This window comes from Spiribacter salinus M19-40, from assembly GCF_000319575.2.
GTDB classification, from domain to species: Bacteria; Pseudomonadota; Gammaproteobacteria; order Nitrococcales; family Nitrococcaceae; genus Spiribacter; species Spiribacter salinus.
Genome location: NC_021291.1, coordinates 1,000,443 through 1,024,468, shown reverse-complemented (window position 1 = coordinate 1,024,468; position 24,026 = coordinate 1,000,443). Strand labels below are relative to the sequence as shown.

General features: G+C 62.9%; 26 protein-coding genes. 7 read left to right on the top strand and 19 right to left on the bottom strand.

Features of this window, described 5'->3' with window-relative positions; all coding sequences use genetic code 11:
* The first annotated feature begins 76 nt into the window (after positions 1-76).
* A complete protein-coding gene (locus tag SPISAL_RS05125) occupies positions 77-976 on the top strand; it encodes a LysR family transcriptional regulator (protein WP_081633216.1) in 900 nt (299 codons plus the stop codon).
* A 35-nt stretch (positions 977-1,011) separates the two neighbouring features.
* Here the strand turns inward: SPISAL_RS05125 and SPISAL_RS05120 are convergent, their stop codons facing one another.
* The gene (locus SPISAL_RS05120; RefSeq protein WP_016353409.1) at positions 1,012-1,845 is read right to left on the bottom strand and encodes a YihY/virulence factor BrkB family protein; all 834 of its coding nucleotides are present in this window, start codon (positions 1,843-1,845) and stop codon (positions 1,012-1,014) included.
* 27 nt (positions 1,846-1,872) lie between these two features.
* Here SPISAL_RS05120 and SPISAL_RS05115 point away from each other — a divergent pair, with 27 nt between their 5' ends.
* Positions 1,873-2,343 carry a YaiI/YqxD family protein gene (locus SPISAL_RS05115; protein ID WP_016353408.1) on the top strand — a complete coding sequence of 157 codons (471 nt, stop codon included), beginning with the start codon at positions 1,873-1,875 and terminating at the stop codon, positions 2,341-2,343.
* A 77-nt stretch (positions 2,344-2,420) separates the two neighbouring features.
* Complete coding sequence (locus tag SPISAL_RS05110) at positions 2,421-2,813, top strand: DUF423 domain-containing protein (RefSeq protein ID WP_016353407.1); 393 nt, start codon at positions 2,421-2,423, stop codon at positions 2,811-2,813.
* A gap of 138 nt (positions 2,814-2,951) precedes the next feature.
* Here the strand turns inward: SPISAL_RS05110 and SPISAL_RS05105 are convergent, their stop codons facing one another.
* A complete protein-coding gene (locus SPISAL_RS05105; RefSeq protein ID WP_041389665.1) occupies positions 2,952-4,025 on the bottom strand; it encodes a PQQ-dependent sugar dehydrogenase in 1,074 nt (357 codons plus the stop codon).
* A gap of 61 nt (positions 4,026-4,086) precedes the next feature.
* On the opposite strand from SPISAL_RS05105, the gene SPISAL_RS05100 reads away from it, so the two are divergent.
* Together SPISAL_RS05100 and queF are read left to right on the top strand one after the other, a co-directional pair.
* Positions 4,087-5,841: an ABC transporter transmembrane domain-containing protein gene (locus SPISAL_RS05100; RefSeq protein ID WP_016353405.1), complete on the top strand. Its 1,755-nt coding sequence runs from the start codon at positions 4,087-4,089 to the stop codon at positions 5,839-5,841.
* A gap of 65 nt (positions 5,842-5,906) precedes the next feature.
* A complete protein-coding gene (gene queF, locus SPISAL_RS05095) occupies positions 5,907-6,374 on the top strand; it encodes a preQ(1) synthase (RefSeq protein ID WP_016353404.1) in 468 nt (155 codons plus the stop codon).
* A 6-nt stretch (positions 6,375-6,380) separates the two neighbouring features.
* Here queF and SPISAL_RS05090 read toward each other — a convergent pair whose 3' ends face one another.
* Genes SPISAL_RS05090 through SPISAL_RS05060 form a run of 7 tightly spaced genes read right to left on the bottom strand, consistent with a single transcriptional unit; the run spans position 6,381 to position 13,130 of the window.
* Positions 6,381-7,604, bottom strand: a complete 1,224-nt coding sequence (locus tag SPISAL_RS05090) for a bifunctional alpha/beta hydrolase/OsmC family protein (protein WP_016353403.1) — start codon at positions 7,602-7,604, stop codon at positions 6,381-6,383.
* A gap of 11 nt (positions 7,605-7,615) precedes the next feature.
* Positions 7,616-8,578, bottom strand: coding sequence for a radical SAM protein (locus SPISAL_RS05085; RefSeq protein WP_016353402.1), 963 nt, complete (start codon positions 8,576-8,578; stop codon positions 7,616-7,618).
* The gene (locus SPISAL_RS05080; protein WP_016353401.1) at positions 8,575-9,309 is read right to left on the bottom strand and encodes a TVP38/TMEM64 family protein; all 735 of its coding nucleotides are present in this window, start codon (positions 9,307-9,309) and stop codon (positions 8,575-8,577) included. Before SPISAL_RS05080 ends, SPISAL_RS05085 begins: the two co-directional genes overlap by 4 nt.
* A complete protein-coding gene (locus SPISAL_RS05075; RefSeq protein WP_016353400.1) occupies positions 9,306-10,733 on the bottom strand; it encodes a dihydrolipoyl dehydrogenase family protein in 1,428 nt (475 codons plus the stop codon). Before SPISAL_RS05075 ends, SPISAL_RS05080 begins: the two co-directional genes overlap by 4 nt.
* 5 nt (positions 10,734-10,738) lie before the next feature.
* Positions 10,739-11,383 carry a DUF3047 domain-containing protein gene (locus tag SPISAL_RS05070; RefSeq protein WP_016353399.1) on the bottom strand — a complete coding sequence of 215 codons (645 nt, stop codon included), beginning with the start codon at positions 11,381-11,383 and terminating at the stop codon, positions 10,739-10,741.
* Positions 11,362-11,922 carry a DMT family transporter gene (locus tag SPISAL_RS05065; protein WP_016353398.1) on the bottom strand — a complete coding sequence of 187 codons (561 nt, stop codon included), beginning with the start codon at positions 11,920-11,922 and terminating at the stop codon, positions 11,362-11,364. The genes SPISAL_RS05070 and SPISAL_RS05065 overlap by 22 nt, the downstream gene beginning before the upstream one ends.
* Positions 11,919-13,130, bottom strand: a complete 1,212-nt coding sequence (locus tag SPISAL_RS05060; RefSeq protein ID WP_016353397.1) for an MFS transporter — start codon at positions 13,128-13,130, stop codon at positions 11,919-11,921. The genes SPISAL_RS05065 and SPISAL_RS05060 overlap by 4 nt, the downstream gene beginning before the upstream one ends.
* Positions 13,131-13,190: 60 nt before the next feature.
* Here SPISAL_RS05060 and SPISAL_RS05055 point away from each other — a divergent pair, with 60 nt between their 5' ends.
* Positions 13,191-15,110 carry an ATP-binding cassette domain-containing protein gene (locus tag SPISAL_RS05055; protein ID WP_016353396.1) on the top strand — a complete coding sequence of 640 codons (1,920 nt, stop codon included), beginning with the start codon at positions 13,191-13,193 and terminating at the stop codon, positions 15,108-15,110.
* On the opposite strand, the gene panD is transcribed toward SPISAL_RS05055, so the two are convergent.
* From panD to SPISAL_RS05020, 7 genes are all read right to left on the bottom strand, one after another.
* On the bottom strand, positions 15,096-15,455 hold the full coding sequence (gene panD, locus SPISAL_RS05050) for an aspartate 1-decarboxylase (protein WP_041389659.1): 360 nt from the start codon (positions 15,453-15,455) through the stop codon (positions 15,096-15,098). The two genes, SPISAL_RS05055 and panD, sit on opposite strands and share 15 nt — an antisense overlap.
* 38 nt (positions 15,456-15,493) lie before the next feature.
* A complete protein-coding gene (locus tag SPISAL_RS05045; RefSeq protein WP_016353394.1) occupies positions 15,494-16,357 on the bottom strand; it encodes a Brp/Blh family beta-carotene 15,15'-dioxygenase in 864 nt (287 codons plus the stop codon).
* Positions 16,354-17,481 carry a lycopene cyclase family protein gene (locus SPISAL_RS05040; RefSeq protein ID WP_016353393.1) on the bottom strand — a complete coding sequence of 376 codons (1,128 nt, stop codon included), beginning with the start codon at positions 17,479-17,481 and terminating at the stop codon, positions 16,354-16,356. Before SPISAL_RS05040 ends, SPISAL_RS05045 begins: the two co-directional genes overlap by 4 nt.
* Positions 17,478-18,311, bottom strand: a complete 834-nt coding sequence (locus SPISAL_RS05035; protein WP_016353392.1) for a phytoene/squalene synthase family protein — start codon at positions 18,309-18,311, stop codon at positions 17,478-17,480. Before SPISAL_RS05035 ends, SPISAL_RS05040 begins: the two co-directional genes overlap by 4 nt.
* Complete coding sequence (crtI, locus tag SPISAL_RS05030) at positions 18,308-19,768, bottom strand: phytoene desaturase family protein (RefSeq protein ID WP_016353391.1); 1,461 nt, start codon at positions 19,766-19,768, stop codon at positions 18,308-18,310. Before crtI ends, SPISAL_RS05035 begins: the two co-directional genes overlap by 4 nt.
* 96 nt (positions 19,769-19,864) lie before the next feature.
* Positions 19,865-20,731, bottom strand: coding sequence for a polyprenyl synthetase family protein (locus SPISAL_RS05025; RefSeq protein WP_016353390.1), 867 nt, complete (start codon positions 20,729-20,731; stop codon positions 19,865-19,867).
* Positions 20,732-20,950: 219 nt separating this feature from the next.
* The gene (locus SPISAL_RS05020) at positions 20,951-21,712 is read right to left on the bottom strand and encodes a bacteriorhodopsin-like (protein WP_016353389.1); all 762 of its coding nucleotides are present in this window, start codon (positions 21,710-21,712) and stop codon (positions 20,951-20,953) included.
* A 14-nt stretch (positions 21,713-21,726) separates the two neighbouring features.
* Between SPISAL_RS05020 and SPISAL_RS05015 the strand changes: the two genes are divergently transcribed.
* A complete protein-coding gene (locus SPISAL_RS05015) occupies positions 21,727-21,915 on the top strand; it encodes a hypothetical protein (protein ID WP_016353388.1) in 189 nt (62 codons plus the stop codon).
* 41 nt (positions 21,916-21,956) lie between these two features.
* On the opposite strand, the gene SPISAL_RS05010 is transcribed toward SPISAL_RS05015, so the two are convergent.
* The 3 genes from SPISAL_RS05010 to SPISAL_RS05000 are packed head-to-tail and all read right to left on the bottom strand — an operon-like array spanning position 21,957 to position 23,979.
* Positions 21,957-22,628 carry a histidine phosphatase family protein gene (locus tag SPISAL_RS05010; RefSeq protein ID WP_016353387.1) on the bottom strand — a complete coding sequence of 224 codons (672 nt, stop codon included), beginning with the start codon at positions 22,626-22,628 and terminating at the stop codon, positions 21,957-21,959.
* The gene (locus SPISAL_RS05005) at positions 22,619-23,536 is read right to left on the bottom strand and encodes a homocysteine S-methyltransferase family protein (RefSeq protein ID WP_016353386.1); all 918 of its coding nucleotides are present in this window, start codon (positions 23,534-23,536) and stop codon (positions 22,619-22,621) included. The genes SPISAL_RS05010 and SPISAL_RS05005 overlap by 10 nt, the downstream gene beginning before the upstream one ends.
* Before the next feature lie 2 nt (positions 23,537-23,538).
* Positions 23,539-23,979, bottom strand: coding sequence for a SufE family protein (locus SPISAL_RS05000; protein WP_016353385.1), 441 nt, complete (start codon positions 23,977-23,979; stop codon positions 23,539-23,541).
* Positions 23,980-24,026: the final 47 nt, after the last annotated feature.

Genomic DNA, 24,026 nt, shown 5'->3' with positions numbered 1-24,026 from the left:
GGATGCTAGCCCCGGTACTGGCATGACACTAATGACGATTGTTCTGCATTTTTAAAATTTCTGTCATGCTCGGGCTATGAGATTAGATACGGAGTCATTGCGCGCCCTGAAGCTCGTTATCGAAACGGGCGGGGTGACTGAAGCGGCCGAGCGACTGTCGCTCACGCAGTCGGCGGTCAGCTGGAAGCTACGTCGCCTTGAGGGACGAGTCGGACACTCACTGCTAAAGCGCGAGGGGCGCGTGCTACGGCCAACGCGGCATGGCCGTGAGCTGCTTGAGTTTGCTGATCGTATTCTCTCCGCTCACGACGCGGCGGTGCAGCGTTTTCGGGGCTCGGCGCTCACCGGCTCGATCTGTCTTGGCGCCACAGATGATTTTGCGACCACGCGGGTGGCTGGCATCGCGGGTCGGTTTCGCTGGGCCCACCCCGGCATTCGTCTGCAGGTAAAGGCCGGATCTTCGCTCTCCGTTGCTGCATGGGCCGAAACGGGTGAAGTGGATCTGGCGGTCATGCCAGTCGAGGCCAACCAGGTGCGTCATGACGACCTGCCCCTGTGGACCGATCAGCTGGAGTTTATCCAGGCGATCGATGCCGAACCGCTCGGTGACCAGCCTGTCCCGCTCGTTACGTTCGGGGAGCACTGCTTTTACGGTCGTATTGCGAGCACGCTGCTGGACGAGGCGGGCATTGCCTACGAAGAGGTTTTGCAGAGCGCAAGCACCGCCGGCGTCCGTGCGGCGGTGAGCGCTGGGTTTGGTATCTCCCTGATGAACCGGGGGTTCATGACGCCCGACCAATGTCTTTGGTCTGGTAGCGAGCGCGTTGCCACGCCTCCCGCGGTTCATTACGTGGTGCGGGCGGCCCGCTTACCGCTGACCGCGGCTGAGCAGTCGCTTGTCGCAGAGCTGCGAGGCTCGGTGCCACCGGTCTGGGATGAAATGACAGAGCCTGGCGCGGCAATGATCGAGCCCTGAGTGGGCGAGTCGAGCCGATCCGACGGCTTAGTAGGCTAGCGCGCTGTCAGCATTGAGCGGGTCAGGGCAGCGCCGAACAGCAAAATCAGTGATGTGCCGTAAATCCATAGCAGCACCAGGACCAGCGATCCGGCGGCGCCATAGGCTGAGGCGGGCGCGGCGATCGTTAAATAGCTCGCCATCAAGTATCGGCCTAGCATGAACAAAACGGCGGTGATCGCCGCGCCTGGTACGACATCCCGCCAGCTCAGAACCACGTCCGGGAGAATCCGGAAAATCAGGGCGAAAAGTGCCGTGATTAGCGCAAGGCTGACGAGACTCTCCATCCCGGTCATGATCGCCGCTTCAAACGGCAACCACTGCTCGGCAAATCGGATAACAGCCTGCAGGGCAATGGTCGCCAGGAGCGAGGCCAGCATGATCAGGCCAAAGACCAGCGCGATCAGCAGTGATAAAAGCCGATTGCGGGCAATGATGAGCAGACTGCTGCGACTGGGCTGGGCGGTAACACCCCAGATTGCATTCAGCGAGCGCTGGAGTTGGGCGAAGACGGCGGTTGCACCAATGACCATTGCTGCCACACCGGCCAGCGTTGGTAGCCATCCCGCGCTCTCAAGCCGGGTGCCAGCGACCGTTTGCTGAATGGCCCGTGCGGCCTCGGGGCCAATGCCGGCCTCAAGCTGCGCAACGATCCGGCCCTCAGCGGCATCGGGGCCGAGGACGACCCCAGCCACCGCAATCACCAGGATCATCACGGGCGCAAGCGAGAACAGCGTATAGAAGGCGAGTGCGCCGGCATTGCCAAAGGCATTCTGCGCAAGCCAAAGCCGCACGGCGTCAATGAAGATCCGACAACCTGCGCGGATCATGTGAGCGGGTCTGCTAAGCTTTTCGCCATGGTCACTCAACCGTCTCATGAAGCGCATCTCTGGGTCGATGCAGACGCCTGTCCGGTCGTGATCCGGGAGATCCTGTTCAGGGCCGCGCAGCGGGTTGGCGCGCGACTGACGCTGGTGGCCAATCAACCGATCAGCAAGCCGCCTTCTCCGCTCATCGATGCGATTCAGGTCAAGGCCGGTTTCGATGTGGCCGACGACGAAATTGTCCGACAGGTTGTGTCGGGCGATCTTGTCATCACCGCCGATATCCCGCTTGCTGCTGAGGTGCTCGAGAAGGGCGCCGTTGCGATCACACCCCGTGGCGAAGTCCATACCCGCGAGAACATCCGCAGTCGACTGCAAATGCGCGACTTTATGGAAACGCTGCGCAGCAGTGGTGTTCATACCGGTGGCCCGCCTACGCTGAATGCCACGGATCGAAAGCGGTTTGCCGACGCCCTTGATCGATTTCTTGCCAATGGTGGCTGAGTGAAGGTGTTCCCCGACCACCCGCCGAGGTTAGACTCCTCGTTTGTCCTGCAACACGACTGATCATAGGAAAACCCATGCGTCCTTTTCTGATTGCTGCTGGTCTGCTCGGACTGCTCTCCGTCGCCTTTGGTGCGATGTCGGAGCATGCGTTCAGGCCCAACGTCGATGCAGAATCCTTTCGCTTCCTGATGACGGCCGTGCGCTATAACCAGGTACATGCGGTGGTCGTGCTTGCGCTGGCATTCGGACTGGCGTTGCCGCTTAGTGCAGGCACGCTCAGCCGGCTTCGGTTTGCCGCGTGGGCGATGGTGATAGGGACCGTGCTGTTTAGCGTGAGCATCTATGCGGCGGTGGCGTTGGATACGATTGCGCTGACCTACATCACACCGATCGGTGGCACGATTCTGATGGTCGCCTGGGCGAGCCTGATCTGGGCAGGCTGGAAAGCACGAGCCGACCTGATTTAGGCGGTTGCGGTGTCGGCTTCCAGCGCCTCGCTCAATCCAACGCCGGGCAAGGCCTCCGCCTGAAATCGCTGCCATGCCTCCAGCACGGCGTGTTCAGTCAGAAGCCGCTCGCGGGCACGATTTCGAGGGTTGAGCGGGTCAACGCGCTTGCGGGATGACTCGCACCAGTCGGCCGTTCGGCTGATCAGTCAAAACGAACAACCGGTCATCAGGGCTACGCTCTACCGCGCGAATTCGCCAGCCTCGGTCCTGCAACAGCCGCTCCTCGTTGACGACCTGATGGCCGTCGAGCGTTAGCCGGGCCAGGTGCACTTTGGCCAGCGCACCGACGTATAGCTCGCCGTTATGGAAAGCCATGCCCGAGGGCGCAATCGAGGGTGTCCAGTGATGAAGGGGCTGGATGGTTCCCGGTTTGTTATCCGGTGCGATCTCCGGTCCCCAGTACTCACGGCCATAGGTGGTCTCAGGCCAGCCGAAGTTCTCACCAGGCTGGGGGATATTGATCTCATCGCCGCCTTGCGGCCCGTGCTCGTGGATCCACACGGCGCCAGTCTCCGGATGCTGCGCCGCACCCTGAGGGTTGCGATGTCCGTAGCTGAAGATGGCCGGTTCGGCCTCATTCTGGCCAACAAACGGGTTGTCCTCGGGGATGCTGCCATCGTCATTGAGCCGGATGACCGAGCCATTGTGATCGGAAAGATCCTGCGCACGGTCCCGTTCGCCCCGATCGCCGGTGGTGAATAGCACATGACCGCCATCATCAAACTGGATACGGGAGCCGAAATGCTTCGTGCTCCTCACACAGGGTGTCGCAATAAACAGGGTCTCGAAGTCGGCGAGCTGCTGGTCATTGGTCAGCCGGCCCCGTCCGAGGTGGGTGGCATTGCCGCCCTCACACTGACCGGCCCAGGTCAGGTAGACCAGCCGGTTATCGGCGAAATCCGGGTGCAGTTCGATATCCAGCAGCCCGCCCTGGCCCCGGGCGTCTACCGTCGGCACGCCAGTGACGGGTGTCCGGGTGCCGCTTGCGAGGTCCAGATACAGCAATCGGCCGGGCCGTTCGGTGACCAGTACTTCACTGTCGGTGACAAACGCCATGGCCCAGGGGTGTTCAAGATCCCTGGCGAGCGTCTTGATGTCAGCGCTCGCGTGAGCCTGCCCAATCAACAGGCTTAATCCGATCGCCACCCAAGCGCTTGCGCGCCTGTTCATACCCACCTCATCGGCCACTCGTGTCATCCTGTGCGGTTCAAGCATACGGAGCACATCGAGCATGCCAAAACTCACGGGTTTGCTTCGCCTTGCCGGATACCTGAAGCCCTACTTACCCCAGGCCACGTTGGCCGGCGTGGCGCTGATCGTGGCGGCTGGCAGCGTGCTGGCGATCGGTCAGGGACTGCGCCTGCTCATCGACGAGGGGTTTGCCTCCAGCACCCCGGCCACGCTGGACCGCATGTTACTGCTCACCACGGGCGTCGTGCTCGTCCTGGCGCTCGCCTCAGCCATGCGCTTTTACTGGATTATGTGGGTGGGGGAGCGGGTCGCCGCCGACCTGCGCCAGCATGTCTTTAACCGTTTGCTGGCACTTGAGCCCGAGTTCTACAAGCGCAACGGCGTGGGCGAGATCCAGTCGCGCATGACCACGGATACCGCGCTGCTCCAGACCGTCCTTGGGTCGACGTTTTCCATGGCCCTGCGCAACTCGCTCATGCTGGTCGGCGCGCTGGTCATGCTGGTAGTGACCAGTCCGGGGCTCACTGGCCTGGTGGTGATCGGCATCCCTGTTGTGATTGCCCCTATGTTTTTCTATGGCCGCCGGGTGCGCCGTCTATCGCGTCTGAGTCAGGATCGCATCGCTGAGGTGGGCAGTTACGCCGGCGAGACCCTGGGCGGTATCGAGACCGTTCAGGCGTTTGTTCACGAGGGCGAGGATCGTCGTGCTTTTGGAACGCGGGTTGAGGAGGCCTTTTCGACGGCCGTGCGACGCATTCGGCAGCGAGCGGGACTGAATGCAGCGGTCCTGCTCCTTGCTTTCTCTGGGGTGGCGTTCATCTTGTGGCGCGGCGGCCATGCCGTACTGGCCGGTGACATGACCGCCGGCGAGCTCTCCGCCTTCGTGTTCTATGCCGTGCTCGCAGCGAGTGCCGTCGGCGTGCTGTCGGAAGTGGCCGGTGAGGTCTTTCGTGCCTCGGGGGCGGCCGAGCGCCTGTTCGAATTGCTCGATGCTGAGCCCGAGGTCGTTGCCCCCGCGTATCCGCAGCCGCTGCCGGAACCCGCCGAAGGCGAGGTGGAGATCGAGCAGTTGACCTATCGCTATCCCTCGCGCCCGGAGCCCCCGGCGCTGGCAGGCCTCGACCTGACGGTGCGCGCTGGCGAAACGCTGGCCCTTGTCGGCCCGTCAGGCGCGGGCAAAAGCACGCTGATCTCGCTGCTGCTTCGCTTTGCTGATCCGCAGACGGGGGCAATTCGCCTGGATGGTGTAGACCTGCGCGATGCCGATCCGACGGATCTGCGCCGACGCATGGCCTTGGTGGCTCAGTCACCGATTCTGTTTACCGGGACGGTGCGGGACAATATCCGTTTCGGGGATCCAGATGCTACGCACACGGCTTTGCTGGCGGCCACTGAGGCGGCGAACTGCACGGCGTTTGTTGACGCGCTCCCGCAGGGCATGGACACCCACATCGGCCCGAATGGCGTTCAGCTCTCGGGTGGGCAGCGTCAGCGGATTGCGATCGCCCGGGCCATACTCCGCGACCCGGCGTTGCTCTTGCTGGACGAGGCCACGAGCAGCCTGGATGCAGAAAGTGAACGGCAGGTGCAGTCGGCGTTAGCTCGGCTCATGACCGGCCGCACAAGCCTGGTGATCGCCCATCGGCTGGCGACGGTGATCCACGCCGACCGGATTGCGGTCCTTGAAAACGGCCATCTGCGCGCCGTTGGCACCCACCAGGCCCTACTAGAGCACGATAGCCTGTATGCCCATCTCGCCGGCCTGCAGTTTCGCGAGCCGGCCATCGCTTCCTGATCGTGCTTTTGTCAGGTGGCCCGCACCGGCAAAATGCGGGTTTGCTTGTCGATTAGGGAGTCACAATGACGACGGACCACTCGCATGCGGGCCTCACGCAGCTGGGCCAGGATACGACGCTGCCAAACTCACCCGAGGAGGCCACGCTCGAGCGCGTCCCGAACCCTCAGGCGGGGTTCGGCTACGTCGCCCGGTTCACGGCGCCGGAGTTCACCTCTATCTGCCCGATGACCGGCCAGCCGGATTTTGCCCAGCTGGTCATCGACTACGTCCCCGGTGACTGGCTTGTGGAGAGCAAGTCTCTGAAGTTGTTCCTGTTCTCTTTCCGCAACCATGGTGCCTTTCACGAGGACTGCACCATGACGGTGGCCCGGCGGCTGGTGGATCTGCTCGAGCCCCACTGGCTGCGGATCGGCGGCTACTGGTACCCCCGGGGTGGGATTCCCATCGACGTTTTCTATCAGACCGGCGAGCCACCAGCCGATGTTTGGATTCCGGAGCAGGGTGTGGCCCCCTACCGCGGCCGAGGCTGAGCCGGGCTAGTCGTCGGCGAGGACCGTCTCGATCAAGATCTCGGACTCCAGCGTCCGGTGCACCGGGCATTTGTCGGCGATCTCAAGCAGTGTCTGCCGTTCGTCGGGGCTCAAGTCGCCGGCGAGATTAATACGGCGATGAAAGACGTCCACTCGGGCGCCTTTCTCGCCGCAGCTCTCGCAGTCGGTCCGATGTTTCTTGTCGTGGGTGACATCGCAGAAGACATGCTCAAGGGGCAGATCCTTGCGCCGTGCGACCATGCGAATCGTCATACTGGTGCACGCGCCAAGGCCGGCAGCCACGAGCTGATAGGGCGTGGGGCCCAGGTCCGTTCCGCCCATTTTCGGCGGCTCGTCCGCGGTCAGCATGTGTTTTCCCGAGACGTTAATGTCCTGCCGGAAGCCCTTGGCGCTCGCCTCTGAGACGCGGGTGACGCCCTCGGGCGCGCCAGGCGTGGCTGGCTCGTCGGCGAGGTCGAGATAGCGTGTGCCCCAGGCCCCAATCACATCCGCCACGTACTCGGCATCGGCTGGTCGGGTGATGAGGTGATCGGCGTTATCCAGGGTGATGAAGCTTTTCGGGTGCATCGCGCCCTGGAATAGGTCTGCCGCGTTGCTCACGCCAACTGTTGTGTCCTGGGGCGAGTGCAGCACCAGCAGCGCCGCATCCAGGTTTTTCAGTGCATCGTCCAGCTTGGCCTCGGTGATGTCTTCGAGGAACTGGCGCTTGATGGTGAAGGGCCGGCCGGCAAGATCCACCTCGGCTTCACCAGCGGCTTGAATGGCGTCGATCTGGGCGGCGAAGTTCTTTGAGACATGGCTGGGGTCGGACGGCGCCCCGATCGTGACGACCGCACGAACGCCCGAGATGTCGGGCGCGGCCTTGATGACCGCGGCACCGCCCAGAGAATGCCCGATCAGAAGTTGGGGTACGCCCACGGTTTCAGTGAGGTGGCGGGCTGCCAGGCGCAGATCCTCTACGTTGGAAGTGAAATTCGTATTCGCGAACTCGCCCTCGGAATGTCCGAGCCCAGTGAAATCAAAGCGCAGCACGGCAATGCCCTGAGCCGCCAGCCGGCCGGCAATGCGCCGGGCCGCCGGGATGTCCTTCGAGCAGGTAAAGCAGTGGGCGAAGAGCGCGACGGCGCGGATCGGTCCATCAGGCCGATCGAGGCGGGCATGCAGCGCATCGCCGTTATGCCCCGTGAAGGTGATTTTCTCGGTGGCCATGGCGAGATCTCCTAGCCGCTGCAGCTGGCGCCGCCCAGCACGCAGAATTGCGCACAGTGCGGGTGATTGAGGGGAACGGTCTGCTGGGCATCGGTGAGCGTGTGGCCCAGCTCGAAGCGCTCGTCATAGGGCAGCAGCGTGCAGGCGATGACACTCGGGCGCTCGGCGCCCTTGCGCTTGACGATCATCCGCGAGCTCGAGCACATCATCTGGTCCGGATGCTTACCGAGCTTTTGCCAGCACGCCGTCGTGACCTCGGGGGCGTCCAGTCGGGCATCCATTTCCGGAAAGAGCACCAGTTTGCCGGGATCCTCGGCGTTCAAGGCAATGCCCCGGTCCTGGAACAGTCGCGTGTAGCCCGCGCGCATTGTCGCTTCGTCATCACCCGCGAACAGCCGCCCGGCGATATCGATTTGAAAGCCCTCATCGGTCAGCCAGCGCAACCCCTCAACCACCGGCTCAAAGGTGTCTGTGCCGCGCTCGAGTTCATGCCAGTGCGGGTCGAAGTGATCGATGGACACCCGCAGCGTCAGGCGCTCGCCATGCGTATCCCGCAGCGCTTTCAGTCCGCGCTGCACCCGCGGGCGCATGATGGGTTTGGTGGCGTTGGTCAGCAGTAATACTGTATAACCGCGCGTCAGACAGGTCTCAAGGATCGGCAGCATATCCGGGTTGAGGAACGGCTCACCCCCGGTGAAGGCGATCGTGGTGGTGCCCAGTGACTCGCGCTCGATCTCATTGAGGTAGTCGCAGACCTCCTCATGGGTGATGTAGACGAGTCGGTCATTGCTTGGTGATGACTCGATGTAGCAGTTACGACATTCGAGATTGCAAAGGGTGCCGGTGTTAATCCACAGCGTCTCAAGGGTGCGCAGTGTAACGGTCGCGCGGGGCTGACCATCTGCGGTGACGTTCGGATCGCGGAACTTGTCGGGGTTGAGGAAATAGCGTTTCTGCTCGGCGGGCTGGTTCATCGATCGGTTCGCTCCCTGTCCGGCGGGTTGTCGGGGGCATCGGGTGCCGCGGGCTCAACTGGCCCGCGCAGGCTGCGGATCAGCCGTGGGATGAAGGCAATGGCGGCGATAAGCCCCAAAGCGATCCCAATACTCTGAAGAACGTTCCCGCCCCCTGCAACGGCCTGGCGCCCCGCATGGCCCACCCAGACGTAGGCCAGCGCTCCCGGTGCCATGGCGATAAAACTTGTCAGCACATAGGTGCCAAGGCGCAGTCGGGTGAGGCCAAGGGCGTAGTTCAGCAGGTTGAATGGGACGATCGGCACCAGTCGCACCAGCGCAACGAAACGCCATCCCTCGCGATCAATACCGGCCTGCAGTCGGTCAAGGCGTTTGCCGGTGCGCTGGGCGACCCAGTCGCCCGCGCCATGCCGAGCCGCCAGAAACGCCAGCGTGGCACCGGTTGTTGCACCCACCAGACTGAATAGGGTGCCCAGAACGGGCCCGAACAGCGCACCGCCTGTAATCGTGAACACCAGCCCGGGCAGGAAGGCCACGGCACCCGCCGCGTAGGCCAGCATGAATACGGCACCGGCCCAGGGCCCCAGTCCATCCAGCCAGCCAGAGAGCGCCTCGCGGCTGAATTCATCGCGCAGCATGATGCCGGTGACAATCGCAATGGCCACGCCCGCGAGCAGCGCGTAGCGGCCCCAATGGCGCACCTTGGCCGTGGGCGGGAGTGCATCGGTCATGGCAGCAGCCGGTTAATCCATTTCACCAGCCAGCGTGTCCTGGCCGAAAAGAGCTGTGGACTGTAATGCGCGCCAGCAGCTCGCTTGGTTATCTGCGCAAGTGTCGGGTAGGCGTGGACCATACTGGCGAGTTTGCGCAGCGGAATTCGCTCAGTGACGGCAAGGGCCAGTTCATGGATCAGCTCACCCGCATGGGGCGCGAGCAGGCTTGCCCCAATGATGCGGCCTTTCGCTATCCGCAGACGCAGCTCACCCACAGTGCAGCCCTCAGCAATCGCACGATCGACGTCCGCTACCGGGAAAACCGCCAGCTCGTGTTCGATGCCCGCGCGCTCGGCCTCAGCCCCGGTCATGCCGACATGGGCGAGTTCCGGATCGGTGTAGGTCACCCACGGCACGGCACGGTAATCGACCTTGCGAGGCAGACGAAAGATCGCGTTGCTGATGATGATCCCGGCCTGATATTCGGCCATGTGCGTGAACGGAAATGGCCCCACACAATCACCGCAGGCATAAATATGGCGCTGGCTGGTGCGAAGACGCGCGTCAACCTGCAGCGTGCCATTGGCATTCAGATCAAGCCCGGCCGTTTCCGGGTCGAGTGCGCTGATGTTCGGCTGGCGTCCTGCCGCAATGAGGACTTCATCGACCTCGAGCGTCTCACCGGTTTCGCCCAGCTCCAGCATCGCGGTCCTCGCGCTGGCACCTGGGCGCGCACCGGTCACCGGCGTGGCCGTGTGAATCGTGATGCCCTCGCTTTGCAGGTGGGCTTGCAGCGCCTCGGTGAGCATCGGGTCATCTTTGGGCAGGATGCGCTCACCGGCCTCAATGACCGTGACCCGACTCCCGAGCCGGGAGAATGCCTGCGCCAGTTCGATACCGATGGCCCCCCCACCGACCACCGCTAGGCGCTCAGGCAACGTCTGCGCCTTGAACACCGTCTCGTTGGTCAGGTAGGGAATCGTCTCGATGCCCGGGATGGGCGGTATTGCTGGCTTGGACCCGGTGGCAATCACGAATCGCCGACCGCGGACCCATTCCCCTTTTACCGCCACCGTGTGGCTGTCGACAAAGTGGGCCTCGCCAAAGCGCACGTCCACGCCGTATCCGCGGAAGCGATCCGGATCATCGTGGTGCTGGATATGCGCAATAACCTCGTGCACGCGGGCCATAACCCGAGTCAAATCGACATCGCCAACAGTCGCGTCTACACCGAAGCGCCCGGCCTCGCGTGCCGTGTGGGCCACGCCAGCGCTTCGGATCAATGTCTTGCTGGGGACACAGCCAGAGTGCAGGCAGTCACCGCCCAGGGCCGGCTCGCGCTCAATCAAAACCACATCCAGACCGAGCTGCCCGGCAACACTTGCCGTAACAAGCCCGCCGACGCCGCCGCCGATAACCACCAGGTCATGCGGTGAATCCATGTTATCTACTCCGGGCGTAAGCGAATGGTGCCGTACTGCGCCCGAGCGGTCTCACCCGTATCGTCGCAGTCGGTCATGATGGCAAGCGCCTCAATGGTGTCGACCTCCCGGTCATGAAAGCGCTGGAAGTCTTCGCGCAAGTTGCGCCGATGCGTCTGCCAGCCATCGGCCTGCCCGCCAGCATTGTCCACGGCGATCATCCGGGCCTGACTCGCGTAACGGTTCGCCCAGTCTGCGCCTTTTGGCTGACGTGTGGTTGAAACATAATTCAGGGCACGAGTTCGCCAGCGCAGGATCGCATGCTCGTCAACGGCATAAATCCGTGCTGCATAGTCATCACCGGCCTTGGTCTCCGGGTCACCCGCACTGATTGGGTCCAGGACTCGCCAGCGCCACTCGATCACCGGGGTTTGGGTCAGATCAATGGACTCCCGGTAGAACAAGCCCGAGGCCGTGCCCTCGCGACAGTCGGCGACCAGTACCTCGCCTTCTCTCGTCTCCTCGAGGGCATAGTCCGTGTCGCCCGCGAACGAATGAGGCGCCCAGTGAGCGATGTCGGCGGGCTGGAAGACCTGCTCATCGGCCGCGATTGCTGTGCTCCCGAGCGCCATGGCCATGCATATCAGGCTCAGGCCGGTTGGTCGATGCATGAAATACTCTCGCTGATCGGTCGTGTCTGAATGATCTGACAGCGACTTCTCGCGGATGTCCGCAACGATTTGGTGCGCGTCGCGAGGAGTAGCCCGGCGAAGATCAGGCTGCCGCCAGCGGCGTGAAACACGGCCAGTCGCTCATCGAGGATGAAATACCCCAGCGCCGCGGCAAAGACCGGAATCAAATACAAAAACAGCGCCGCCCGGGAAGCGCCGATGCGCCGTACGCCGTTGTTCCAGAACTGGTAGGCGAGGAGGCTCGGGCCAATCGCGATGATCAGATAAATCCACAGGTTCTCGAACCGGGGCAGGTGCAGGCCGCCAAGGGCACTTTCCGCCAGGAAAAATGGCGCAATTACGGGAATGCCCAGGCCGATCTGCAGGGTGAGAAACGCGAGGGTCCAGCGCCAGAACGCCAGCGCCACCGGTGGGATTTCACCAACGGTGCCTCGACCAATAACGGTGTTCAGGGCCCAGAAAAATCCCGTGGCGGTGAGCCCAGCGCAAGCGAGCTTGGTGCTTGAGCGCTCTGTCACCCGGCTCTCTCCACGGGCCGGGGCTCGGCCGGTGCGCCAAAGCGCAGCCAGCTCGTGGCCAGCAGTGTGATCAGAACGAACGGCAGCACGCTCAAGTTCAGTCCGATCCAGCCCAGGTGATGCAGCAGGGCCCCAGCCATGAGCGAGCCAAACGCTACCAGGGAGAAGATCACCAGATCGTTCAGGCCCTGGACTTTTCCGCGCTCGGCCGGCGTGTGGGTCTGTGTGAGCAGGGTGCTGCCGCCGATGAACAGGAAATTCCACCCCACCCCGAGCAACAGCAGGGCGAGCCAGTACTGCGGCACGGCCTGGCCGCTGATCGCAACCGTGGCGCTCAGCGCAAGCAGCAGGCCGCCGGTCAGCAGGATATTGAGCACGCCAAAGCGCGCGATCAGCGTGCCCGTGAAAAACGACGGTGCGAACATGCCAAGGACATGCCACTGCATGACCAGCGCGGCATCCCCCATCGAGTAGCCTGCCTGCTGCATGGCGAGCGGCGTGGCGGTCATCACGAGGATCATGACGGCATAACCAATGGCCGCTGCAATCAATGCCACCCGAAAGGCGCCTTGGCGGGCGATCTGCCCGAGATCGCGCTGTGGCTCCGCCGCGCCCGGTTCACTGGCCGGCGGCACGCGCAGCCCCCCGACGAGCAGTGTAGCGATCAGGGTCAGACCGACCAGGATGAGGTAGGGGCCCGCCTCGGGATGAGCCCCCCAGAGCAGTTGCCCGTGGTTGGCGTTAATGGGCCCGAGGATCGCCGCGATGACACCACCGGCCAGCACCAGTGAGATCGCCCGACTGCGAAAGCTCGCACTCGCGCAGTCGGCTGCAGCGAAGCGGTAGTACATCGCAAATGCCTGGTAGACCCCAAGTAGCAAATTGCCCAGGTTAAAGAGCAGGAAGCTGCTCTCGGCGATCCCGTAAGCCGCGAGGGCGGCACCCGTCACGCCACCGCCACCGGCGCCCAGCATGAATCCGGTACGCCGCCCGATGCGTTTCATCAGCATTGAGGCCGGGAAGGTGGCGACCAGCGTGCCGACCTGCATCAGTGCAATCGGCAGGGTGGCGAGTGCCGGACTCGGTGTGAGCTGCTGGCCGACCATGCCACTCAGGGTCATCACGGTGACCGCAGTCATCAGGAACAATGCCTGACTGGCGGCGAGGATGGCGACGTTCATCCGTTCACGGGGTGTGGAGACGGCCATTTCGATCACCCTCCCAGGCACAGTGGTAAAATAAAGGGTTATTAACGCGCAGGAGTGTACATGAGCCTCATCCGTCTTGAGGGCATCGAATTGTCGGTGGGTGGCCCCCCATTGCTTGCCAACGCCGAGCTCGCCATTGAGCCGGGTGAGCGGATCTGCGTTGTCGGGCGGAATGGCGTGGGCAAATCCACGCTGCTTCGGCTCATTGATGGCTCCATCGAACCCGATGCCGGGCGAATCCGCTGTGATGAGGGCGTCATCGTCTCGCGCCTCGAGCAAGCGGTGCCCAGCGGCTTGGGCGGGAGTGTCTTTGAGGTGGTCACGGACGGCCTGGGTGAGCTGGGACGCTTGCTGGCGCGCCATCATGCCCTGGCGGAGGCCATGGCGGCCGGCGGCGCCGATGCCACCGATGCCACCGAGATGGCGGATGTCCAGGCGCAAATCGAGGCCGGCGGCGGCTGGGAGGTTGAGCAGCGTGTCGAATCCGTTTTGAGCCGTTTCGAGCTTCCCGCCGATGTCCCGTTTGACTCACTGTCGGGCGGTTTACGCCGGCGGGTGCTGCTGGCGCGCGCAGCGGTGCGCAACCCGGATGTCCTGCTGCTTGACGAGCCGACGAACCACCTGGATATCGAGGCCATCACCTGGCTTGAGGGCTTTATTCGGGACTTCCCCGGTAGTGTGGTCTTTGTCACCCATGATCGGGCGTTCCTGCAGGCCGTGGCGAGCCGGATCGTCGAGATCGACCGTGGTGAGCTCACCAGTTGGCCGGGCGATTACGCCAACTATTTGCGCCGCAAGGAAGAGCGCGCCCACGCTGAAGCGGTTGAACAGGCGCGTTTTGACAAGAAGCTCAAGCAGGAAGAGGCCTGGATCCGGCAGGGCATCAAGGCCCGGCGAACGCGCAACGAAGGCCGTGTACGTGCCCTGCAGGCCATGCGGGCCACCCGCGCCGAGCGCCGCAGCCAGCCAGGTAACGCCAAGCTGACCATGGCGGAGTCCGAGCGCTCCGGCAAACTCGTCATCGAGGCCGAGCACGTGGACTACACGGTCGCTGGGCATGTGCTGGCGCGCGATTTCAGCACCCGCATCCTGCGGGGCGATCGGGTGGGCATCATTGGCCCCAACGGTGCGGGTAAAACCACCCTGTTACGGCTGCTACTGGGCGAGCAGACGCCTGATGCGGGTCGGGTCCGACTGGGTACCGGGCTGCAGGTGGCGTACTTCGATCAGCACCGGGCGGCGCTGGATGACACGCGTACGGCCCGGGAGAACGTCGCCGGAGGAGATGAGTTCATTGATCTGGGCGATGGCAAACGCCGTCATGTGATGGGATATCTGCAGGATTTTCTTTTCTCGCCCGACCGGGCGAATGCGCCGATCACGCGCTTATCCGGGGGCGAGCGTAATCGCCTGCTGCTCGCGCAGCTGTTTGCCAGGCCCTCGAACCTGCTCGTGCTTGATGAGCCGACCAACGATCTTGATGTCGAAACCCTTGAGCTGCTCGAAGAGCGCCTGACCGACTATCCCGGCACGTTACTGCTTGTCTCCCATGACCGGGCATTTCTCGACAATGCGGTGACCAGCGTGCTGGTGCCTGAGGGCGGCGGGCAGATTGGTGAGTATGTCGGGGGCTATACCGACTGGCTGCGACAGGGCCGTCAGCGCAACCCGCGCAAGGCGACCAGTCACGGTCAAGAGGCGGGCGGCACCAGCGGATCCGAGCGGCCGGCGGCGGGTAAAAAGCGCAAGTTGAGCTACAAAGACGCCCGGGCACTCGAGACGCTGCCCGGCGAGATTGAATCACTGGAGGACCAGCTTGCAGCAGCCACCGCCCGGGTTAATGACCCTGCGCTGTATCAGGAAGAGGCGGCAACGATTGAGGCGGCGACGCAGGCCGTCACCGACATTGAGGCCGAGCTTTCCGCAGCCTATAGCCGCTGGGAGGCCCTTGAGGCGCAGCGAGACTCAATGGGTCAGTGATTTCTGGCGGTTTTGATCGTCGACAAACACCAGCGTGGGCTCCCAATCCTGCGCCGCCGCGGCGCTGACCTGGGCGTAGGCCGCAATGATGACCTTGTCGCCGGCGCCGGCGAGGTGGGCTGCCGCGCCGTTGATCGTAATCTCACCCGCACCGGGTGTGCCCGTGATGATGTAGGTCTCAAAACGGTTGCCATTGGTGATGTTGTAGACATGCACCTGCTGAAACGCCACAAGCCCGCTGGCCTCGAGCAGGATCGGGTCAATGGTGATGCTGCCTTCGTACGCCAGATTGGCATCGGTCACCGTGGCCCGATGGATCTTTGCCTGCAGTACGGAAATCGTCATCGTATCCATTCATCCTCGCCAGTTAGCGGTGGTGCTGTTCAAGCCTGACGGCGCGGACTCGCGATGAGTTCCAGAATCATGTGTGGCACCGTCAATGCCGCCAGTGTAATAAAGACGAGCCGCAGAAGCATTGCATCCATGGGTAGTCCGATCAGAAAAGGGACAGCCGCTGCCACGAGCGCATAGGTGGCGAGTGTCGTGGGCGCCACCGCGGCCAGACGGTCACGCCAGCTGTAAAGCCCCAGGTCACGGGCTGCCAGCTCCAGATGCCGCGGGCTGTGAAGAAAACAGAAATACGCCACGAAGTAGGCGAGGGGGTGAAGCATCGCGGCCCCCAGCGCGAGCAGAGCCGGGTCACGCCAATCACTCATTGCACGATTTGGGCTTTGATAAAGCCCGACGGCCAGCAGGATGCCCCCGATACCCAGGGCCCAGGGCGCAGTTGCGAGGATGACCGGCGCGTTCCCTGCGCCCAGTGCCTCGAACAGCGGCAGGACATCCGCCGGCCGGAGCACCAGCGGCAGCGAGAGGAGCCAGAGGCCGTAACCTGTTGCCCCTAGCCGACCGAGGCGGGCACTGACGTCATCGCCGAAATGCACGGCGGAATAAAGCAGGAAGGCGGCGAGCGCCACTGTGGGGATCTGCCACCAGATAGCCAGCACCAGGGCGCCAAGGCCGAGGTAGGCCGCAAAGAACAGAGCAAGACGCGCCGGTTGGGTGACACCCAGATGCTGTTTGGCGACGGCGGTATCGAGGCTGCCATGGGGCAGTCCAAACACCATCACCCCAATGGCGAGCACGGCATAAAGCGGCCATTGACCGGGGAGTGATGAGAAACCCAGTGCCAGTACCAGTCCCACCGGGAATAGCCAGAATGCCGGTAGGCGCTCGGTTGCGCTCATGTCCGTCTCCATCCCCGCCGAAAAGCGGCTTTCAGCATCGGGCGCATGGGTAATGCGCGCAGCACCTGCAGTATATCAAGGGCACTGGCCCGAGCCATGAGAAAGCGAGTGAGCGCGGCTGGGGGCGTTCGCTGGAAAAGCCGGGTAAATCGCTGTCCAGCGACGTCGGGCGCTTGCCAGAGTGATTCCAGAAAGACACCGTCGAGCCAGTCGAGTAGCGCGGCACGTCGGGGTGGTATCGGTTCGCCGCCCTGGCGCATCGCCGCGGCACATTGATCAGCCCAGGCCTGGATGGCGTGAAACGCATAACCGGTCGCCGGGCGCATGCTGCCCCCGGCCGTCCCGATCCGAATCCACTGATCATGGGCATCCGGCGGTATGGCGGCCATGGGTAGGTGACTTTGTTCAACCCGCTCGATGTGTGCGCGATCCCAACCCCGCTCAGCGAGCAGACCATCCAGCTGGTCACGGAGATGCTCGAGATTCGCTGGCTCCGGGGTGAACCGAGTGAGCTCCACCAACCGCCGATCACGGGCAATGGGCAGTTCATAGACGAATGTGGCGAGCGGCGCATCGTCGTTCACAAAATCCATGAGCCGCACGATGTGATCCTCCCCAAAGTCATGCCCACTGAGCTCAAGGCCCACAAAGCTTTGCCATACCCACGGGCGGCGTAGCGTAAGGGCGGGCGGTCGGGCATCGAGCACCCAGCGCGCCTGGATGGTCTCGCCGTTATCGAGCACCAGCACCCAGCCGTCGGTTTGGCGGTGCGCCTCGACCATCGCGCGGCCGGTCAGGATGGCCCAATCCTCGCGTTGGGCGATGGCCGCGTGGGCATGGGCGCGCACCTCACTCACGCGCAGCATTTCATAAGGGATGTCCGGACGGCCGGTGATCACCGTCTCACCTTCAGCACTCACCGCCCAGCCGTACCAGCGGCGTGTGACGCGCTCGGAGAAGGGGTGATCATTTGGTCCCCAACCACACCAGGTGCGGTCATCGCCGGGGTCGGCATCGGGTTCAATAAAAACAGCACTGGCGCTGTGACCGGCGTCGGCCAGGCGTGTGGCCAGACTCATTGCCGCGGCGCCAAGGCCAATAAAGGCTAAATCAACGGATTTCATACATCCTGGGGGTCAGGTCGCCGAGCCAGGCCGGCGAGTGTGCCAAACGCAAGCCGGGTGCGCTCGCGACCGCTCAGCGAGACGCGCCCCTCCCAGTAGCGACAGCCCTGATCACGCACGCGCACGCCAATGGCCCGGTAAAGCCGTGCGGCGATGCGAATGGCCTGGCGGTTGCGCAGGGGGATGAGTGAAAGCCCGGCTTCTGCGCGCTGGTAATACGATTCGGCCAGGTGAACGGTTTGCTGGATGGCGGCCCGGACCGGCTCGCGATGGATCGGCCGGGCCTCGGCAATCGCTGCTGGTGAGAGGTCACCTACCCATTCACCGGGCAGATACCGTCGGCCGGCGCGCGCGTCTTCGAGTACGTCTCGAGCGATATTGGTCAGTTGCATGCCGATACCCAGGGCGACCGCGGGATCACGGCCGCGCTGTGGATCCGCTCCGATGAGCGGGCACATCAGCTCACCCACGGTGCCTGCCACCCCATAGCAATAGTCGATGAGCGTGGCCTCATCCGCGATGAGCCGTGGCGTCGCCGCCTCTTCCCAAGCCGTTCGGGCGAGGGTGATGAGCGGTTGTGGATCGAGATTGCGCCGCTGCATCAGATCAGCAAAGCCGTCTACGGGGATCGCCTGAAACGCCTTTTCTTCGAGGGCGTTGATAAAGCCCTCGATGGTGGCGGATTCGTCATGGCGCTCGTCGGCGAGGTCATCGATCAGCCGACAGACCGCGTAGAGCGTGGTCACATCGGCGGCGTCACCCGGGCGCAGAAAGCGGCTGGCCAGATGAAAACTGCTGCCGTGGCGGGCAAGGACTTCGGTTGGCTTCATGCCGCAGGGACGATCCGATCCAGCACTTTCGCGCTGGAGAGCACACCCGGCAGCCCCGCACCGGGATGGGTTCCGGCGCCCACCAGGTAGAGATTACGCAGGCCTTCGGCGCGGTTATGAAAGCGGAACCAGGCGGACTGTCGGAACAGCGGGGCGATGCTGAACCCACTCCCGTGCACGCTTTGATAATTCTCCCGGAAGTTCTCGGGGGTCATGAAAAACGCGGAGCGCACGTTCTCGCGCAGTCCGGGCATGATGGAGTCTTCCAACGCCTCGATAATCCGCTCCTGCAGGCGCGGGCCCTCAACGCGCCAGTCAATATTGCCCTGCAGATTGGGGACGGGGGCGAGCACGTAAAAGCTGTCATGGCCTTCAGGCGCAAAGCTCGCATCCGTGGCAGTTGGCCGGTGCAAATAGAGTGAGAAGTCCTCGGAGAGGATCTTGCGATCAAAGATATCGGCCAGCAATTCCTTATACCGCTCACCAAGCCAGATGGTGTGATGCGCAACATCGGGGTATTGCCGGGCGGTACCGAAGTACAGCACGAACAGGCCCATAGACGTGGTCGCGAGCTGGCGTTTGATGCGCGAGGGTGCGGGTGCCGGGTCAAGCAACTCGCCATACAGATGCATGGGATCGAGGTTCGAGACAAACTGGTCCGCTGTCAGGGTGCGCCCGTCATCCAGGCCCACCTGGCGAATCGTGCGCCCGTCGCGCTGGATGCTCTCAATGCTTCGGCCGCTCTCTACCTGAACGCCGTGGCGCTCGAGCAGACCAGCAAGGGCATCGACCAGGGCGCCCGTGCCGCCCATGGCGAAATGCACGCCCCATTCACGCTCAAGGTAGTGGATCAGCCCATAGATACAGGTGGTGTGAAACGGATTACCCCCCACGAGCAACGGTTGCAGCGAGAGGGCGCGGCGCAGATACGGGTGCTCGATGTGGCTCGAGACCATGTCCCAAACGCTACGATCAATCCGCAGCCGGATCAGGCGCGGGATCTGCTGGAGCATGAACGACAGCCGGTGAAATGGCTGATCGCCCAGCTCGCGAAAGCCGATCTCGAAGAGCTCGCGGGATTCGGCGAGTAGGCTGTGATAACCCGGTACGTCATCGGGGTTAAAGCGGGCGATTTCCGCTTCCATGGCCTCGATGCCCGGGCCGTAATCGAATTGGCTGTTGTCAGGGAAGCGGAAGCGATACCACGGATCCAGCGGCGTGAGCGTGACGGTGTCACGGATCTCTTCGCCGAACAGCGCAAAGAGCTCAGCGAACAGAAACGGCGCCGTGATCACGGTCGGCCCAGCGTCATGCCGGTAGCCACCGCGCTCGAACACCTGCGCGCGACCACCCAGTCGCGGGCAGCGATCAACCAGGGTGACCTCGTGCCCGCGGGCGCGCAGTCTCAGCGCTGCGGCAATGCCGCCAAATCCACCTCCCATCACCAGTGTGCGCATCGGGGCGGGTCTCCTGTTATTTGTCCATCCAATACAGGGCGCAGCCGGCCTTGTTGCCGGGCACCGTTCAGGGCAGTGATGGCCGAAGGCGGTTGTCTAGCGGCGGGTCGCCCCGTCGAGTGCAACGGGCTTGCGCTCAGCTTTGCGCTCCAGCGACTCAATCAGCCCGGCAACACAGCCCATCAAGGGCTCAGGCAGCGCGCGGGCCAGTCGGTCAGCGCGGCTGAGTGCAGCTCGGACGTGTGCGAGACAACGCTGCTGGACCACGAGTGGTTCGGCCCCTGCACCTGGTCGTTGATGATGCCACCAGGCATGCAAGGCGTGAAGCGCCGGCGCGGGGGATTCGCTCGTGTCTTGTCTCAGATCATCCAGGTCATCGAGGATTTGGTAGGCAAGGCCGATGGCCTCTGCAATCTCGCGACAGACTCGGGGGTTGAATCCATCAGACGGAGCGTCTGCAAGCCCGACACTAAGTGGGAGCTCGATCAGCGGCGCTGTTTTGGCGCGCGTTGCCACCAGGTAATCGCGCCGGTTGGGCACTTGGCCGATGGCGTCATCGGCGAGTTCGATGCTCTGGCCACCAATGACACGGGAAGCCGTGCGCGCCATCGTGCGCACCAGGCGCTGGCTTGCCGCCGCATCCGAGAGATCCGTGGCGGCATTGAACGCCGCGGTCATGAGCAGATCGCCCGTACAGAGGGCAACACCGGTGCCGGAGCGAGACCGCACGGTCAGGCTGCCGCGGCGATAAAGATCGCCATCGGTGATGTCGTCATGGACGAGCGAGGCGTTATGAAGAAGCTCGCAGGCCGCTGCGGCCGCGATGCTGTCGGTATTGTTCAGTCGAGTCGCGCCACTTGCCAGGGCAAGCCGGCTGCGCATTCGATGTCCACCCGTGTGGAGATGATAGAGGGCCGCTTCCTGTGCAGGCGTAGCGCCCATATCCGAGACGGCCGCGATCATGTACTGATCAACCGCCTGGAGAGAAAAGGTAGATTCAGGGTTGGTAGCCCGACCCTTGGCTGGGGCCCGGGTATCGACCTGGGACTGGAATGGTTTCGCATTCGTCGCGGCCAACTGGGTCACCCTTCGATCTAGGCCAGTCCGGGTGCCTGCCCAACCTGCGGTTGGACAGACACCCGTATGGCGTTGGCTAATTCAAGCGAATCGACTCGTCGATTATTACGCCTGAGCGCCACCCTCGGCTTCCGACTTGCGCAGGGCAATCGTGAAGATGAGGATGCCGAAGACAGCCTTGGCAACGATATCAGCGATGGTGTAACCCACCTCGACCGCTGTGATCGCACCGCCGCCCGTGAACCCGATGAGCGGGAACAGGAAGACGATCGGATAGAACAGCCAGGAGATAACCACGAGGGTTGCCGCGCCGTTGATCAGGCCACGAACGTTCTCAGGCTGCTTGGCGATGGAGCCCTTCAGGCCAACCACGAGCTGGTAGACGATGTAGATGAACGGAATCATCGACAGCACCCAGAACGTGAAGCGCGTGCCGGCGTCCTCTGCAACCTCACCCGGATAACCCAGGATGATCATCAGAGCAGCAGCGCCACCCAGCCAGACACCCTTGGAAACCGTCTCGCTGCGGGACAGGCGCATCACGAGGATGAGCTCGATGAGCAGCAGCGGCACCGTCAGCAGCCAGTCGACATAGCGATAGGCCTGGTTGAACGGGTAACCGGTCTCTGAGATCGAGTTGTTGGTGACCGAGAATGCGGCCTCCCATGACAGCATGATCTGCAGATAGTGGTAAGCGGCAATGGCGGTGACGAGACCACTGATCGTGATCGCCATCCGGTAAGCCGGGGCTACATTGCTACGGGACAGCCACAGGAACAGTGACGCGGCGGCCATAACAGCCAGCCCGAAGGAAAACGCGTTCTGAATGAACGTGTACTGACCGAGGCTGATAGTTGAGAGATCCATGGATACTCCTCCGGTTGAAAATTGATGCAAACTTACGCGCCGATCTGGTGCCGGTCAACCTCACGCAAAATGGCCTCAACATCGACCGCGTGGCGCGTATCATGGCGCAAACTACACGCAGAGTTCAAGGTTTTCTGTGGCGCTTGCACCAAAACGCGGCAGGGCTTGATCAGGGTCAATCGAAATTGGCGGGCGTACCGTAAAACGAGTAATTCCACAATGAATTGTGGATAAAAACATCGCCTTATTCTTGATCAAATAAATGGGCCATGTCGTTGAATCGCTCGATTCGACACGTATATGGGCTGAGCCCGGCTGGCGTGTTCCGTGATTCCCGATGTGCTTCAGCGGTCAGATCAAATTCAAATACCGAGGTATTGCCCGGGCGAAATCCCCAGATGCGCTCGGTACGCAACACGGCCGCCACCAGGTATTGCATGAATCCGCCATGGGTAACACAAATCACACGCTCATTGCCCGGGTGATGGGCAATTAGGTGATCGAGCACGGCCTCTGCTCGATGCGCTCGCGATTCCACCGTCTCGGCCTGCGGCACGGTGTTCCAATTCCGGTCCTGATAAAACGTGGTGGCAATGTCAGGGTGTTGTGTGCGGATCTCTTCTCGCGTGAGCCCCGAGAAAACGCCCACATCATATTCCTTGAGCAACGCCCACGGTGTTACCGGCACATTGAGTACGTCACTGATCGCCTGCGCTGTATGGGCTGCCCGCTCTAACGGCGAGGCGTAAAGCAGCGTCGTCCCATGCCCGTCATCATCAACGTCAGGCTGAAAAGACGCCGCGACCCGACGGGCCTGCTCATGGCCTAATGCACTGAGCGGGTAGTTAGCATGACCCTGCCAGCGCCCTTCATGATTGCCCGTCGACTGGGCGTGGCGAACCAGAACTAAACGCATGCGAGATGAGTTCGGGCATACCCCGCGTTGGCCAGACGCTGGTCTACGCGGGCGATGTGCGCTGGGCTGACCTCGCAGCACCCACCCACAATCTGCGCACCCTGGTTGATCCAGTCCATGACATGCTCGGCGTAGCGGGCCTCGTCCAACTCCTGACGGGCCTGAAGGGCATCGACCGTGCCGCCGGGTTTCAGCGGCTCGACTGAGGTAAATCCGTTCGCGTACCCGCCATAGGGGATCGTGAGGTCACTAAGCGACGAGAGCCCCGCCGTGATGACTTCGGGTCGGGAACAATTGAACATCAACCCGGCCAGGTCGTAGTCGGCAACGGATGCAATCGCCTCGGCGATGGACTCGCCCGATCGCAGTTGCCCCAGCGCATCATCCGACAGTGTCCAGGCCAGTAGCACAGGCTTACCCGCCTCCAGCGCTGCTTCAGTGGCCGCCTGCGCCTCGGCAATCGCCGACATCGTCTCAATCAAAAAGAGATCCACGCCAGCTGATTGGATCGCCACGATTTCCCGATATTCGGCTTTCAGTGTTTCAAAGGGCCGCGTGTCGGGGACATAGCTGCCGGTGAGCGGTGGGAGGCAGCCCGCGATTTGAACTGCGTTCGTGTCGGCCTCGGCCGAGCGCCGGGCCGCGTGAGCAAGCGCTAAAGCCCGCGTCTGCAAATCTTCAAACCAGGCCCTCTGGCCATCGCGCGCCAGACGCGTCGGCGTCAGGGCATACGCGTTCACGGTAAGGATCCGCGCCCCGGCGTCGATGAATTCACGCTGGACGGTTTCGACGAGCTCGGGTTGATCCTGCATGACCTTGCCGGACCACATCGGGTGCGCTGGTTGACCAGCCCGTCGATAGAGCTCCTGGCCCAGGCCGCCGTCAAGCAGGGCAATATGGCCCGTCATCGCTAGTGTAAGGATCCCGTTGCGCCAGGCTCTGCCTGCAGGGCCTGAGCGCGGCTGCGCATCTCCTTAACCATCGCGACAAAGCCGTCCCGTCGGTTGGGCGTGAGCTGTTGGGCGAGGCCGAGCTGGTTGAACAGCCCCTCAATATCCACTTCGAGGATTTCCTCGGGCGTCCGCCCCGAATAGGCCTTCAGCAAAATGGCGACCAGGCCTTTGACGATAAACGCATCACTGTCTGCCTTGAACTCCAGGCGCGGCGGCGTGCCCGCGTTGACATCGCTGACCAGCCAGACATTGCTGACGCAACCCTCTACCCGGTTGTCCTCGGTTTTGGCCTCTTCCGGGAATTCCGGCAGGCCCTTGCCCAGATCGATGAGCAATCGATAGCGGTCTTCCCAGTTATCGAGGAACTCAAAGGTATCGACCAGCCTCTGCAAGTCCATCACGGCTCCTGCGCTCATGTGTGCCCACGACGATAACACGCCCTTCG

Excerpts from the sequence above, each read along its gene's own strand:
- SPISAL_RS05125 (WP_081633216.1), top strand. The coding sequence starts at position 77 with ATGAGATTAGATACGGAGTCATTGCGCGCCCTGAAGCTCGTTATCGAA.
- SPISAL_RS05120 (WP_016353409.1), bottom strand. The coding sequence starts at position 1,845 with ATGATCCGCGCAGGTTGTCGGATCTTCATTGACGCCGTGCGGCTTTGG.
- SPISAL_RS05115 (WP_016353408.1), top strand. The coding sequence starts at position 1,873 with ATGGTCACTCAACCGTCTCATGAAGCGCATCTCTGGGTCGATGCAGAC.
- SPISAL_RS05110 (WP_016353407.1), top strand. The coding sequence starts at position 2,421 with ATGCGTCCTTTTCTGATTGCTGCTGGTCTGCTCGGACTGCTCTCCGTC.
- SPISAL_RS05105 (WP_041389665.1), bottom strand. The coding sequence starts at position 4,025 with ATGAACAGGCGCGCAAGCGCTTGGGTGGCGATCGGATTAAGCCTGTTG.
- SPISAL_RS05100 (WP_016353405.1), top strand. The coding sequence starts at position 4,087 with ATGCCAAAACTCACGGGTTTGCTTCGCCTTGCCGGATACCTGAAGCCC.
- queF (WP_016353404.1), top strand. The coding sequence starts at position 5,907 with ATGACGACGGACCACTCGCATGCGGGCCTCACGCAGCTGGGCCAGGAT.
- SPISAL_RS05090 (WP_016353403.1), bottom strand. The coding sequence starts at position 7,604 with ATGGCCACCGAGAAAATCACCTTCACGGGGCATAACGGCGATGCGCTG.
- SPISAL_RS05085 (WP_016353402.1), bottom strand. The coding sequence starts at position 8,578 with ATGAACCAGCCCGCCGAGCAGAAACGCTATTTCCTCAACCCCGACAAG.
- SPISAL_RS05080 (WP_016353401.1), bottom strand. The coding sequence starts at position 9,309 with ATGACCGATGCACTCCCGCCCACGGCCAAGGTGCGCCATTGGGGCCGC.
- SPISAL_RS05075 (WP_016353400.1), bottom strand. The coding sequence starts at position 10,733 with ATGGATTCACCGCATGACCTGGTGGTTATCGGCGGCGGCGTCGGCGGG.
- SPISAL_RS05070 (WP_016353399.1), bottom strand. The coding sequence starts at position 11,383 with ATGCATCGACCAACCGGCCTGAGCCTGATATGCATGGCCATGGCGCTC.
- SPISAL_RS05060 (WP_016353397.1), bottom strand. The coding sequence starts at position 13,130 with ATGGCCGTCTCCACACCCCGTGAACGGATGAACGTCGCCATCCTCGCC.
- SPISAL_RS05055 (WP_016353396.1), top strand. The coding sequence starts at position 13,191 with ATGAGCCTCATCCGTCTTGAGGGCATCGAATTGTCGGTGGGTGGCCCC.
- panD (WP_041389659.1), bottom strand. The coding sequence starts at position 15,455 with ATGACGATTTCCGTACTGCAGGCAAAGATCCATCGGGCCACGGTGACC.
- SPISAL_RS05045 (WP_016353394.1), bottom strand. The coding sequence starts at position 16,357 with ATGAGCGCAACCGAGCGCCTACCGGCATTCTGGCTATTCCCGGTGGGA.
- SPISAL_RS05040 (WP_016353393.1), bottom strand. The coding sequence starts at position 17,481 with ATGAAATCCGTTGATTTAGCCTTTATTGGCCTTGGCGCCGCGGCAATG.
- SPISAL_RS05035 (WP_016353392.1), bottom strand. The coding sequence starts at position 18,311 with ATGAAGCCAACCGAAGTCCTTGCCCGCCACGGCAGCAGTTTTCATCTG.
- crtI (WP_016353391.1), bottom strand. The coding sequence starts at position 19,768 with ATGCGCACACTGGTGATGGGAGGTGGATTTGGCGGCATTGCCGCAGCG.
- SPISAL_RS05025 (WP_016353390.1), bottom strand. The coding sequence starts at position 20,731 with ATGATCGCGGCCGTCTCGGATATGGGCGCTACGCCTGCACAGGAAGCG.
- SPISAL_RS05020 (WP_016353389.1), bottom strand. The coding sequence starts at position 21,712 with ATGGATCTCTCAACTATCAGCCTCGGTCAGTACACGTTCATTCAGAAC.
- SPISAL_RS05010 (WP_016353387.1), bottom strand. The coding sequence starts at position 22,628 with ATGCGTTTAGTTCTGGTTCGCCACGCCCAGTCGACGGGCAATCATGAA.
- SPISAL_RS05005 (WP_016353386.1), bottom strand. The coding sequence starts at position 23,536 with ATGACGGGCCATATTGCCCTGCTTGACGGCGGCCTGGGCCAGGAGCTC.
- SPISAL_RS05000 (WP_016353385.1), bottom strand. The coding sequence starts at position 23,979 with ATGGACTTGCAGAGGCTGGTCGATACCTTTGAGTTCCTCGATAACTGG.